We start from the raw sequence: 12,428 nt of genomic DNA, 5'->3' as shown, positions 1-12,428 counted from the left end.
GCGGCGTGGCTGGGTGTCTGCATGGCGGGTCTACTCGTCGTGCCGGTGGGTCTACTCGTCTTGCCGGCGGGTTTGGGGGTCGTGGGCCCGGTGTTTCTCGGGGGTGCGCCATCGTCCGGTCGGGTCGATCCAGTGTGGTGCTTTCACCTGGGGTAGCCCGTTGACCATGCGGATTTTCCATCCGGCGGTGTTGATGGTGTGGTGGTGGTACCAGCAGAGCAGGACCCCGTTGCCCACGTCGGTTGTGCCACCGGTTTGCCAGGGGATGACGTGGTGGACTTCGGTCCATTGGGGTGGGCAGTCGCATCCCGGGATGATGCAGCTGCCGTCTCGGGCGGTGATCAGTTTGCGTTGCATCGGGCTGAAGCAGCGGGCCTTGTTGCCCAGGCCGAGGACCGCGCCGGTGCCGCCGAAGAAGATGGGTTGGAAGCCGCCGTTGTCGATCATCTGGTTGATGGTTCTCATCGAGATCGGCCCGTCAATGCCGTCGATCCAGCCCACCCCGGCCTGTGCGAGTAGGTCGGTCGCGTTCACGTGCACCATCACGGTGGGTGGCATGCCGCCCATGGTGGGGGTGCGGGGGTCCTGGGCGACCTGGACCAGGATGCCGCGGAGGATATCGGCGCGCTTTTCGCCGCCGGTGCGCTCGTCGATCACTTCGCCCGGCACCAACTCTCCGGCCTCGATCCGCTGCTGTTCCTCGGCGGAGGGGAAGGCGGGTGCGGAGCGGGCCGATTGGAAGGTGTTGAACAGGTTCTGGATCACCCCCTTCAACTCCGGCGTCACGCCACCGCGCAGGGGGTGGAGGCCCCGGGCGAGCTCACCGAAGGAGATGGTGGATGTGGCTTCGAGGGTCGTCTCGTTCGGGGCGAGCCCGTCGGGGTTGAGCAGCGCTTGCATCCGCACGGCCAGGGGCCGGAGGTCATCGGCCGGGTAGGTGAAGCCGTCCGAGTCGCGGAGCCGGCGGATCGGCCCGGTGAACCCAGACGGGACACCGCCGCCCACGCCGGGCTCGGTATCGGTATCGGGCTCGCTCTCGCCAGGGCCGGGGATGCGGTCGAAGACCGACCCGGTGGCTCGTTCGACCAGGCTGATCTCGGCGGATTCGACGTCGGCCTGGTCGGCGTCGAAGCGGCCGTGCACCTTGTAGTCGGTCAGCCCTTTCACGATGGCTTCCGCTGCATCGACCCCGAGTTCGCCGGCTGTGAGCGCGGCGGCGACCGCGGGGAACTCCGGCTCGAGCACTTGACCGCCGAGCACCCTCGGGGCGACCTTCTCGCCCAACGCCAGTCGTCGTTTCATCTCCTGGCGTGAGGCGAGGGTCAGCCGGGTGAGCAGGTCGTTTTGGTGCGAGGCGCCCAGCCGCCAGGCCATCGAGTCCCGGCCCAACCCGGCCCGGGACCGGTAGCCGACCACCGTCGCGGCACCGACCCGGGCCGCGTCCACGGGACGCCCGGCGTGTTCGACCATCTGGGTGAACGCCACCACCTCCGCGTCGCTGAGCGCGTCGAGGTCGATCGACGCGAGCACGGCCTGCACCATCCCCGCCGCGTCCTCGAGGACCCGGAGTTTGTCACCGAACGCACCGGTGTGGGCGCGTTGGACCCCGGGGAGTTCGGCCGGATCCCGCCACTCGGGCTGCCCCAGACTCGGGCCACTCCGCGGCTGACCGGGCTGGGTCCCGCGGGAACCCCGGGCCCGCGCGCGACCCTGTGTGCCGGTGGCGACTGCGGTCCCAGAGCTGTCCGCAGCACCGACCCCGGTGTCGGTGCTGTGGCCTACGCTGGCGGCGGCTCGGCCAGTTGCACCCGGGCTAGTGGCGCCCAGGCCAGTGACATCCGGCGCCGGAGCGGCCAGAGCGGTGTTCCAGTCATGGGGATTCGGACCGGTGGGAGGGATTCCCGTCGGTGCGGTGGAGCCGAGTAGCTCTTCATCCATAACCCCATTCTCTCACGAATCAGAGATAAATGTGAGGAAATGTCAAGTTGTGCACAGGAAAATTTCAGAGATTTCTTCGAGTTGAGGGGTCGGCTGACGTGGTCTCGACAGGCTCGACCAACGAGATGGCCCGACTGACGAGATGGCTTGCCGATGAGATGGCTCGACCGACGGAATCGCGGCTACGGTACCAAGGGCCAAGGGCCAAGGGCCAAGGGCCAAGGGCCAAGCGCCAAGCGCGGCGGCTACAGCGCGGCGACCGCGTCCAGGGCGTCGTCCTCGAGGAGCTCGTTGTTGATGACCGAGGCGGTCCAGCCGGCCTCGGGGCTGAACTGCACCACCGACATCGCAGCGTTCAGAATGGGCGGGATCTCTCGCTCCAGGGCGGCCATCAGGCTGAGGCGGATGAGGGTGCCGTGGCACACGACGATGATGCGGGCGCCCGGGTAGTCCTCGGCGAGCAGGCGCAGTGCGCCCAGGCCGCGGTTGGACACGCTGAGCTCGGGCTCGGCGCCGCGGAAGTTGCCGTAGCTGCCCTCGACCCGCAGCGCGTCGAGCTTCGGTCCGGCAGAGAGCCCCTCGGCCGGTCCGTAGTTGCGCTCGACCAGACCGGGCAGATGGCGGGTGACCTCAAGGCCGAGGTCCGCTGCAATGATGTCGGCCGTCTCGGCAGCCCGGGAGAGCGGGGACGCCACGACGAAGTCCCATTCGAACCGCGAGAGCGGCGCCGCGGCCTCGGTGGCCTGGCCGCGACCCACGTCGTTCAGGGGCACATCGGTGGCCCCCTGGATGCGCCCGGCGGCGTTCCAGTCGGTCTGGCCGTGGCGGACGAGGGCGAAGGTCGTTGTAGCAGTCACCTCCCCATTCTGCCGTGTGCTTTCCGGTCCGCCCCGCAAACGGGTGCCGTCAGTGGGCCGCCAGGCCCCGCGAACCGGCGCGCTGACGCCCGAAAGCGGATGCCGGCGAGCCCGCGAACGCCGCCCGCCAGAGGGCCAGCACCGACCAGCCGAGTAGCACCAGGAGCAGAGCATTCCGCAGCGTGAGCAGCAGGATCGCACCGGCATCCCCGTGCACCAGCGGGAGGTAGAAGATCGGGAAGATCAGCGTGGTCAACCCGCCGATCACCAGGCTGAGGTAGGCCGGAGCCCGCCAGTGCGTCCAGTCGTTGGCCACGCCGACGGCCACCACAGGAGCGATCCACAGCATGTACTGCGGGGAACCCACCTTGTTGAGCACCACAAACGTGGTGACCAGCGCCAACGCCCCCATCAGCACCAGCCTGGCGTTGTCACGGCTGCGCCGCAGCGCCACCAGGAGCAGCACGAAGATGCCCGCGATGACCAGGAACATCAGCGGCGTCATCGCGGCGGCCGCGAACGCGGAGCCCGGCCCGCTCACTTCGCGGGTGGCGATGGCGTGGTTCTGGTAGATCGTGGTGCCGTACTGGCCCATCGCGGCCAGCCACACCCACGGGGTCGTCACGGGCGCCTCGAGCTGCAGGGCCCGGTCGGACTGCATGGTGACGAAGCCGGTGAGAAAGCGCAAGCCGCCCGCGGCCCAGACGGCGGCGGCGATGCCGGCCGTGATCAGCCCGCCGGTGATCAGCACGCTCACCCGGCGGCGACTGGCCGCCACGACGGCGAGCATCACCGCAGCCGGCCAGACCTTGATCCAGGTCGCCGCGGTCAACAGGGCAGCGGCCACGACGGGTCGGCGGGCCACGAGCACCAGCCCCATGATCACCAACGGGGCGCTGAGCCCCTCGAGGCGCAGCAGCCCCACCGGGCTGAGCACCAGGCTGAAGGCCAACCAGAACCAGGCCGCCCGGTAGCCGGCCCGATCGCGACCCCAATCGGTGAGGATGCCGATGGCTGCGCCGTTCAGCGCCATGGTCAGCACGAACCAGAGCAGTTGGTAGAGCAGCGGCCCGGCGGCATCCGCCAACACGATCGGCACGATCGCGCCGATGGGGTAGACCCACTCAACGTCGATGCCCTGCCACACGTTGTTCACCAGGGCCTGCTCGGCCCAGACCCGATAGAGCGGCAGGTCGCCCAGCACCCTGCCGGTGAGGATGGTGGGCAGCAGCGCGAACAGGAAGAGCACATGCAAACCAAGGAAGCCCAGCAGCAGCGTGCGGGGGCTTCGCAGCCAGTCCCGTCTGGCGGGGGTGAGCAGCCTGGTCAGGCGGTGATCGACCAGCTCGACGAAATACGACATCGCACACATCACTTTCGACAGACACAGATTTGTGGAGCCCGGAGCGCACCCGCAAGTGGCGGATCACTGGGGAGTGTACGAATCCAAGGTGAAAGGCAAACAACCAGGAGCTGTCCGCGGGGCGCCGGCGCCTGAGAGTGCGTTCAGGGGGCGGGTGTGGATGCCGGTGGGAGCCGGGCTTGACCCCGTCGTAGCGTCATAGTTTTGACTGGCACCATGAGACCCATTCCCGTGCTGTACCTCGCGTCATACACCCTGTCCCTGCTGGGCAACTCGATCGCCGCCGTCGTGTTCCCCCTGATCGTGCTCCAGCTCACCGGCAGTCTGCTGTCCACGGGCATCCTGGTGGCCGCGACCGCTCTTCCGGCGTTCCTGGCCGGCCTGTTCGCCGGTGTCGTGATCGACAGGGTGAACCGGCGCACCTCCTCGGTGGTGGCCGACCTGATCTCGGCAGCATCCATCGCCGCCCTGCCGATCGTGGACCTGATCACCGGGCTCGACCTGGGCTGGTTCATCCTGTTCGGCATACTCGGGGCGTTCGGCGACGTGCCCGGTATGACCGCCAGGGAGGCGATGCTCCCGGCGATCATGCGCCACTCCACCCTCACTGCCGAAAGGCTCATCGGCCTCCGCGAGAGCCTGGCCGCCCTGGTGATCATCATCGGGCCTGCCGCCGCCGGCACCCTGATGGTGCTCTTCGAGGGGTCGACGGTGCTCTGGATCACCGCCGCCACCTCCCTGGCCGCCGCACTGCTGACGCTGCTCATTCCGCGCAGCGTCGGCGCGCACCTGCCGGCCCCGCAGCGGGGCGAGCAGGTTGCCCCCGCCGGACTGTCGGTCTGGGCACAGCTGCTGGCCGGCTGGCGGGTGCTGTTCCAGAGCAACCGCGCCCTGCGGGCGGTCACGCTGCTCAGCCTGGCGATGGTCGCCGTGCTGACCGCGCTGCAAGGCATGCTGCTACCCGCGCACTTCGCCTTCATCAACCAGCCGGGGCTACTCGGCTTCGTGCTCACGGCGATCGCCGCGGGCACCATCGTGGGCGGCGGCCTCTACGCCGTCTTCGGCGCCAGGGGCAGGCGCCGCGGCTGGTTCGTCGTGGGGCTGGTCGGCACGGTGGCCGGCATCGGCGTCGTCGCCGTGTTGCCGGTGCTGCCGGTGCTCTTCGGCGGCGCGTTCCTGTTCGGGCTGTCGTCTGGGCTGTTCTCCAGCCTGATCGGGGTGCTGATGCTCGAGGGCATCCCCGAGCAGATGCGGGGGAGGATCATGGGCACCCAGAACTCCCTGATGATGATCGCTGCCCCGATCGGCATGGTGACTGTGGCCCTGGCCGGCGAACAGTTCGGCCTGCGCGCGGCCGGTATCGGCGTGGCCGCCGTGTGGCTGCTTGCGGCGTGCGCGGCCCTGATAGAGCCCGCGCTGCGTAGCCTGGAGACAACCGCACCCGCACCTGCACCCGCTGCCGAGAAGGAAGGGACCCTGGTCGTTGAAGAGCCGTGACCTCGCCTCGCTCGCCCAGGTGAGCGTGCGCGCCCTGCGTCATTACCATCAGGTCGGCGTGCTTCCGGAGCCCGAACGCAGTCCCAACGGCTACCGCGAGTACTCGGTGCACGACCTGGTGCGCCTGCTGCGGATCAAGCGGCTGGCCGCGCTCGGCATCCCCCTCGAGCGGATGCCCGCCATGTTCGAGGCCGACCCGGCCGACCAGGCCTCGATGCTCAGCCAGCTCGAGACCGACGTCGACGCCCAGATCGTGAGGCTGCAGGCTCAGAAAGCGCTCATCACGTTGATCAGGGAGAACGAGGGCGCCGCCGATTTCCCGCCGCAGCTGGCCAGGGCCATGGCGATGTACGCCGGGTTGGGGGTGTCGCCGGCGATGGCCAGGATGGACCGGGACCAGGTGCTCCTGCTCGCTCACCTGGTGGGGGAGCGGGGCATGGATCGGCTGGTCGAGGTCTACGACCGCGTCTCCGAAACCCACCTCCAGGATGACACCGCCCGGCTCGCCACCCGGTTCGATCTGTTGCCCGCGGATGCGGCCGCGCCGGTGATCGAAGGCCTCGTCACCGATTTCATCGGTTTCTTCGCTCCGCTCATCACGGAGCTCAGCGCCGCCCCAGGCATCGCCTTCCTCGACGAGGCGGCGGCGACGTCCCTTCTTGACGCCTACCAGGCCGACACCCTCAACCCGGCCCAGCGCGACGTGCTGGCGCGCCTGACCGAGAAGCTCGGCTGAGGACTACTGGTCGCGCGAGGTGCCTTTCGTGAGGGTCTTGCCCTGGAAGAAGGCAGGGTCGACCCTGCGCATGATGATCATCAGCACGATGCCGGTGAGGAAGAGCACCATCGCGAGGATGAACACCAGGCCGACCCCACCGATCTCCGAGCCGCTGCCGTAGTCGGGGTTGGTGCTGTCGATCAGGGTGGTAGCGAAGATCACCGCGAGGATGATGCCCCCAACGAGCGGAGCCAGCAGCTTGAGCAGGAACGCCCGGGTGCTGGAGAACACCTCCCGGCGGAAGAACCAGACGCAGGCGAACGCGGTGACGCCGTAGTAGAAGCAGATCATGATGCCCAGGGTGAGGATGGTGTCGGTGAGCACGTCGGTGCTCAGCACCCGCATCACCGCGTAGAAGCCCCAGGCCACCACGCCGGCGACGACGGTGGCGAAGCCGGGCGACTTGAACCGCGGGCTGATCGAGGCGAACCGCTTGGGGAAGGCTCGGTAGTGGCCCATTGAGAGCATCGTGCGCGCCGGTCCCACGAAGGTGGACTGCAGCGACGCCGCCGAACTGGACAGCACGGCCAACGACATCAGGATCGCGAACGGGCCCATCACCGGCCCCGCCAACGCGGCGAAGACGTTGCCCTGGATATCCTCGTTCCCGAGGCCCAACTCGCCGGTGCCGACACCGGAGAACATCAGCGCCGAGACCGCGACCAGGATGTACAGCACGAAAATGATGCCGACGGTGAGGGTGGCCGCCCGGCCCGGTGTGCGCTCAGGGTCCTTGGTCTCCTCGTTCATGGTGAGGGTGACGTCCCAGCCCCAGTAGATGAAGATCGACAGCGACACCCCGGCGGCGAACGCCGAGAACGACGGGGTGAGGAACGGGTTGAACCAGCTGGCGCTGAAGCCCAGCGCGTCGAACGCGGTGCCGTCGGAGAAGTGCACGAGCGCCGCAACGCTGAACCAGACCAGCACAATCAGTTGGAAGGCCACGAGCACGTACTGCACCATCTTGGTGGCCTCCATGCCCCGGTAGGACACGTAACAGGCGAGAACCATGAAGACCAGACAGGTGAAGATGTTGATCCAGACATTGCCGGCCAGGTCGGCCAAGGACGGGTTGGCGAACAGCTGCGCGAGCATCAGGTAGAAGAAGTCCACCGCCACCCCGGCAAGGTTGGACAACACCACCACCGTGGCAACGATCAGACCCCAGCCGCCCATCCAGCCCAGCCACGGCCCGAACGCGCGGGTCGCCCAGGTGAACGAGGTGCCGGCATCCGGCATGGCGTTGTTGAGTTCGCGGTAACCGAGTGCCACGAGCAGCATCGGGATGAACCCGACCATGAAGATGCCGGGCATCTGGGTGCCCACTGCGGCCACGGTGGGGCCGAGCGAGGCCGTGAGCGTGTAGGCGGGGGCGATGCAGGAGATGCCGATCACGGTGGCGCCGAGCAGACCGACAGATCCGGCGCTCAGTCCCTTCGCGGAAAGCCCGCCCGCGCTGGTCGATGTGGTGTCCGGCGTGGCGCCGGATGCGGATGACTGTGCCATGGACCTGTCCTTTGATCGGATCAGCTACGGGTCGAAATCAGCGAGTGCGGTTCAACTGCGGGCGGGGGAGGTCGGAACCACGACGAGGGGCACCGGCAGGGCGTGCAGCATCCGGTGTGCGGTGATGCCGAGGAAGATCGTGCGGGGCGCGGCCAACCGGCTGGAGCCGACAAAGGCGAGTTCGTCCGGGCGCCAGTCGAGCGCCTCGACGGCGTCCTCGACGCTCTTGCCGGTGCCGACCTCCGTGGTGATGATGCCGTGGCTGGTCGAGTGCCGCTCGTAGTAGGCGAGTACGGCGTCGAGGTGGGCCGTGCTGCCGGCGGCGACCGGCGAGTGCTTCTCCCTAGCCGCGTCGACCTCCACCAGGGTCACGAAGCGCAGTTCGATGCCCAGACCGTCGGTGAACGCCACCAGGGAGTCGAGCAGGGTCTCCCAGCCCGGCCGGGTGCCGATGGCGCAGGTGATCCGGGTCAACTCGGCGGGGGCGTGGTAGCCGTGCGGCGCGAGCGCCACGGGCACCGGCGAGGCATGCAGCAGAGCGTTGGCGACGCTGCCGATGGTGAACCTGTTGAACAGGCCGCCGCGGGCGGCGCCCACCACGATCCGGTCGGACTCGAGGTCCGCGGCGGCCTGGATCAGGCCCTCGGAGGTGGAATCGGCCCAGAGCATGTGCGTCGTGGCCGTGATGTCGGCCGGTACCCAACCGGCCGCCTGGTCGAGCCACTTCTTGGCCTGGTCTGCCAGGAGAACCTCGAAGTCGCCGCTGGCGGCGTGGATCTTGGCGGGAGCGGCGGTGAGGCGCTGAAGCACCAAACAGATGCGCAGTTCGGCCGCGGTGCTCCTGGCCATTGCGATGCCCAGCTCGAGGGCCTCGCGGCCCTGGGCGGTGGCTTCGTAGGCCACCACATAATTCGCTACTCGGGTCACGCTGTTCTCCTCGGTTCCGTGCCGGCGGCATCCGGCTCGTGGTCGTGTCCGGCGTGGTCATGGCCGGCGTGCTCGGTGTGGTCCATGCCAGGGGCGCAGTGCAGGGCGCTCGGCTCCACGTCGAGCGACGGGTTGCGGTCGAAGAAGCCCACCGGCTTGAGCCAGAACGACACGATGTCGGCGGGCATCACGGGCCATTCCTCCGGCCGGGTGATGTGGTGGATGCCGAAGGTGTACCAGAGCACCAGGTCGGTGTCACGCACGTTGCGGCCGGCCGTGATCCACTCGGGCAGGCCGTGGTCGACACCGCTCTGGTTCACGAACTCGCCGCACGGCCAGCGCTGGGCATCGTCGTTGGGGGTGACCCACACGGTGTGGCCGATCACCTGGGCACGCAGCAGCGCGGGGGCTTCGGGCAAGAAGAACGACGGGATGGCGCCGCCAGGCACGAGCTTGTACGACACCGGGGTGCCGAGACCGTTCCTGGTCTGTTCGTTGACCACCTTCCAGGCCCGCTGGGTGTTCCAGTCGAAGTCATCGAAGCCTTCGGTCTCGATCGGGGTGTTCTGCTGCGTGATGGCCAGACCGAGCGGGTTCGCCGCGTCGATCGGTTCGATCCGGGTCTCACTGCGGTACACGGTGTTGGCCGGGCCGTCGATGTCGAGGTCCATCCGGGCCACGATGAAGTGCTGGTGGAACGGCGCGTAGGTGCGCTCGTCGACGAGGGTGCCGTTGGGGTGCGGCTGGCCGGGCTCGAGGTGGGTGACCACCATGATGCCGGTGGCGCGCACCTCGCACTCGATGTTGCCGTCCTGGTAGAACCGCCAGTAGACGAGGTATTCGTAGTTGGCAACTGTCACGTGGAACGACACCACCAGCCGGCGCATCCGCCGCACCTCGGCGCCGCCGTCGTGGTCGACGTGCTTCCAGAGCACCGCGTTGTCTTCCTCGTGGATGCAGAACGCGTTGGGGATCGTGTACGGCTCGCCGGCGCTGTTGTGCAGCACCGCGTCGAGGTAGCGGATCTCGCCCAGGCAGTCGCAGCCGAGCTCCAGCGACGTGGTCATGAACCCCAGGCCCCACTCGCCGATGTCGAACGCGGTGCGACGGAAGTGGTCGACGCTCGGGTCGCGGTAGGGCACCACCATCTCGGAGAACGACAGCCGGTTGGCGATCGGGCGCTCCCGGCCGGCATCCGTGTAGGTCACCCGGTGCAGCGTCATACCCTCGCGGTAGTTGAAGCCCACCCGCAGCGACCAGTTCTGCCATTGCACCCGGTTGCCGTCGACAGTGAAGCTCGGGCCCTCCGGCTGCACGATGTCCAGCGGCTTCAACGGCGGTCGGGTGCTGGCGTTGCGGATGCGCTCCGGCACCAGGTGCGGCACGTACTCGCCCATCCCGTTCGGCGGGTCGACGGTGAAGCTGTCTTCGATCTCGAGCAGGTTCATGGTGTTCACGTCGATCACGAAGTGCAGCCCGCTCACCGGCCCCGCATAGGGGTTGGCTCCGGCCTGGGCGCGCACCCACACATCCGCCCACCCCAGGCGGAGCCCCCGGTAGACGTCGGGGATCACGGCGTCGCCGTAGGTCCAGGTGTCGATGAACACGTTGTCGAGGTCGGTGATGCCGCGCTTGGCCAGCGCCGCGATGACCTCCGGATGCGCCCGAAGCGCGGCGTCCGCCTCTTCCCATTCGTCCACGGTGAAGTTCGCCTGCACTCCCGCCACCTGCCCCCACTCGAGCAGAGTGTCGGTGTCCAGGGAGACCACGGCCACCCAGGTGCGGTTCTCGGCGCGGTGCAGCACCACCAGACGGGCGCGGCGCTCGGGAGCCACACCGGTGGACTCGAACTCGGCCAGGGCGGTCTTGGCCGGCTCGACCAGTTCGATCGAGGCGAACCGCCACCCCTCGCCAACGCCGTGCTCGCGGGCGAGCACGGCCGCCGCCTGGGTGAACTCGGGGCCGGTCAGGGGGTCGAGGGGATGGAAGGTCATCGGGTTCCCGTTCTGTCGATGTGAGCGAGCTATTCGAGCGAGCTCATGACGTGCTTGATACGCGTGTAGTCCTCGACGCCGTACATGGAGAGGTCCTTGCCGTAGCCGGAATACTTGAAGCCGCCGTGCGGCATCTCGGCGGTGAGCAGAATGTGCGTGTTGATCCAGACGGCCCCGAAGTCGAGGTCCCTGGAGACCCTGAGGGCGCGGGCGTGGTCCCGGGTCCACACGCTCGAGGCCAGCGCGTAGCGCACATCGTTGGCCATGGTGACGGCCTCCTCCTCGGTGCCGAAGCTCTGCACGGTGATCACCGGACCGAACGTCTCGTCCTGCACGATCGCATCCGTTTGACGCACCTGGGTGACCACGGTGGGCTCGAAGAAGAAGCCGGCATCGCCCACCTGGTGGCCGCCGGTGCTGACCACCGCGTGCGCCGGCAGGGCCTGCACCTTCTCGACGACGTCGGTGAAATGGCGGATGTTGTTGAGCGGGCCGAAGTAGTTCTCGGCGTCGTCGGCCGACCCGGTGATGCGCAGCTCCGCCTCGGCCGTGAACGCCGACACGAACTCGTCGTGGATGGATTCGTGCACCAGCACCCGGGTGATGGCGGTGCAGTCCTGACCGGCGTTGTAGAAGGAGAAGTCGGCGATCGCCGAGGCGACCTTGGCCACGTCGACGTCGCCGAAGACCACTGCTGGGGCCTTGCCGCCGAGCTCGAGGTGGGCGCGCTTGAGCGTGTGTGCCGCACCGGATGCCACGGCGATGCCGGCGCGCACGCTGCCGGTGATCGACACCAGTCCCGGTACCGGGTGCTCCACGATGAACGCGCCGGTCGTGGCGTCGCCGAGCACGATGTTCATCACGCCGTCGGGCAGGATGCCCTGGCTGATCCGGGCGAGTTCCAGGGTGGATTCCGGGGTGGTGTCGCTGGGCTTCAGCACCAAAGTGTTGCCAACGGCCAGGGCCGGACCGATCTTCCAGATCGCCATCAGGAACGGGAAGTTCCACGGGGTGACCTGGCCGACCACGCCGATCGGCTCCCGGCGCACCCAGGAGGTCATTCCCTCGAGGTACTCGCCGGCCGACTTGCCTTCGAGCAGCCGGGCGGCGCCGGCGAAGAAGCGGAGCTGGTCGGCGCCGGCGGCCACCTCGTCGGCGGCGATCGTGGCGCGCGGCTGGCCGGTGTTGCGGTGCTGGGCCTCAACAATGGCGTCGCTGTTGGCCTCGACGGCATCCGCGAGCAGCAGTAGGGCCCGCTGGCGCTCGCCAGGGGTCTGCCGGCTCCAGCCGGGGAAGGCAGTCTTGGCGGCGCGCATGGCGTCGTCGACGTCGCCGGCGGTGGACACCGGTGCCCGGGCCACGATGGTTCCGGTCGTCGGATCCACGATGTCGAGCAGCCCGGTGCCGGCCGGAGTGACGAATCGGCCATCGATGAAATTGGACAGGATCGGGGTGCTCACGGTGCTCCTCATCGTTGAGTGGATCGTCGAGTGGTTGTGTCTTGCGGACCGGTTTACGGGTGGGCAGAAGAGCGGTGTTTCGGGCCCAGTATGGCACTTGGCCGGGAA

General features: G+C 68.3%; 9 protein-coding genes. 2 read left to right on the top strand and 7 right to left on the bottom strand.

Annotated elements, in window-relative coordinates; translation table 11 throughout:
• Positions 1 to 51: 51 nt before the first annotated feature.
• From E3T61_RS04300 to E3T61_RS22250, 3 genes are all read right to left on the bottom strand, one after another.
• A complete protein-coding gene (locus E3T61_RS04300) occupies positions 52 to 1,542 on the bottom strand; it encodes an HNH endonuclease signature motif containing protein (RefSeq protein WP_166793140.1) in 1,491 nt (496 codons plus the stop codon).
• Positions 1,543 to 2,183: 641 nt separating this feature from the next.
• Entirely contained in the window at positions 2,184 to 2,795 is a 612-nt protein-coding gene (locus E3T61_RS04295) for a histidine phosphatase family protein (protein WP_241992381.1), read from the bottom strand.
• 49 nt (positions 2,796 to 2,844) lie between these two features.
• Complete coding sequence (locus tag E3T61_RS22250) at positions 2,845 to 4,158, bottom strand: glycosyltransferase 87 family protein (RefSeq protein ID WP_241992380.1); 1,314 nt, start codon at positions 4,156 to 4,158, stop codon at positions 2,845 to 2,847.
• Positions 4,159 to 4,374: 216 nt separating this feature from the next.
• On the opposite strand from E3T61_RS22250, the gene E3T61_RS04285 reads away from it, so the two are divergent.
• The gene (locus E3T61_RS04285) at positions 4,375 to 5,655 is read left to right on the top strand and encodes an MFS transporter (protein WP_134639663.1); all 1,281 of its coding nucleotides are present in this window, start codon (positions 4,375 to 4,377) and stop codon (positions 5,653 to 5,655) included.
• Entirely contained in the window at positions 5,642 to 6,391 is a 750-nt protein-coding gene (locus E3T61_RS04280) for a MerR family transcriptional regulator (protein ID WP_166793139.1), read from the top strand. Before E3T61_RS04285 ends, E3T61_RS04280 begins: the two co-directional genes overlap by 14 nt.
• 3 nt (positions 6,392 to 6,394) lie before the next feature.
• Here the strand turns inward: E3T61_RS04280 and E3T61_RS04275 are convergent, their stop codons facing one another.
• From E3T61_RS04275 to E3T61_RS04260, 4 genes are read right to left on the bottom strand one after another with little or no spacing between them, the layout of a single operon-like run.
• Positions 6,395 to 7,939, bottom strand: coding sequence for an APC family permease (locus tag E3T61_RS04275; RefSeq protein WP_134639661.1), 1,545 nt, complete (start codon positions 7,937 to 7,939; stop codon positions 6,395 to 6,397).
• Between the two features lie 51 nt (positions 7,940 to 7,990).
• Positions 7,991 to 8,866 carry a universal stress protein gene (locus E3T61_RS04270; RefSeq protein WP_134639660.1) on the bottom strand — a complete coding sequence of 292 codons (876 nt, stop codon included), beginning with the start codon at positions 8,864 to 8,866 and terminating at the stop codon, positions 7,991 to 7,993.
• Positions 8,863 to 10,893: a primary-amine oxidase gene (locus E3T61_RS04265; RefSeq protein ID WP_255455650.1), complete on the bottom strand. Its 2,031-nt coding sequence runs from the start codon at positions 10,891 to 10,893 to the stop codon at positions 8,863 to 8,865. Before E3T61_RS04265 ends, E3T61_RS04270 begins: the two co-directional genes overlap by 4 nt.
• Positions 10,890 to 12,332 carry a gamma-aminobutyraldehyde dehydrogenase gene (locus tag E3T61_RS04260; protein WP_134639658.1) on the bottom strand — a complete coding sequence of 481 codons (1,443 nt, stop codon included), beginning with the start codon at positions 12,330 to 12,332 and terminating at the stop codon, positions 10,890 to 10,892. The genes E3T61_RS04265 and E3T61_RS04260 overlap by 4 nt, the downstream gene beginning before the upstream one ends.
• Between the last annotated feature and the right edge of the window lie 96 nt (positions 12,333 to 12,428).

This window comes from Cryobacterium lactosi (assembly GCF_004403945.1).
In the GTDB taxonomy this organism is placed as follows: domain Bacteria; phylum Actinomycetota; class Actinomycetes; order Actinomycetales; family Microbacteriaceae; genus Cryobacterium; species Cryobacterium lactosi.
The sequence above is the reverse complement of the archived record's forward strand: the minus strand, read 5'-3'. Positions and strand labels throughout refer to the sequence as shown.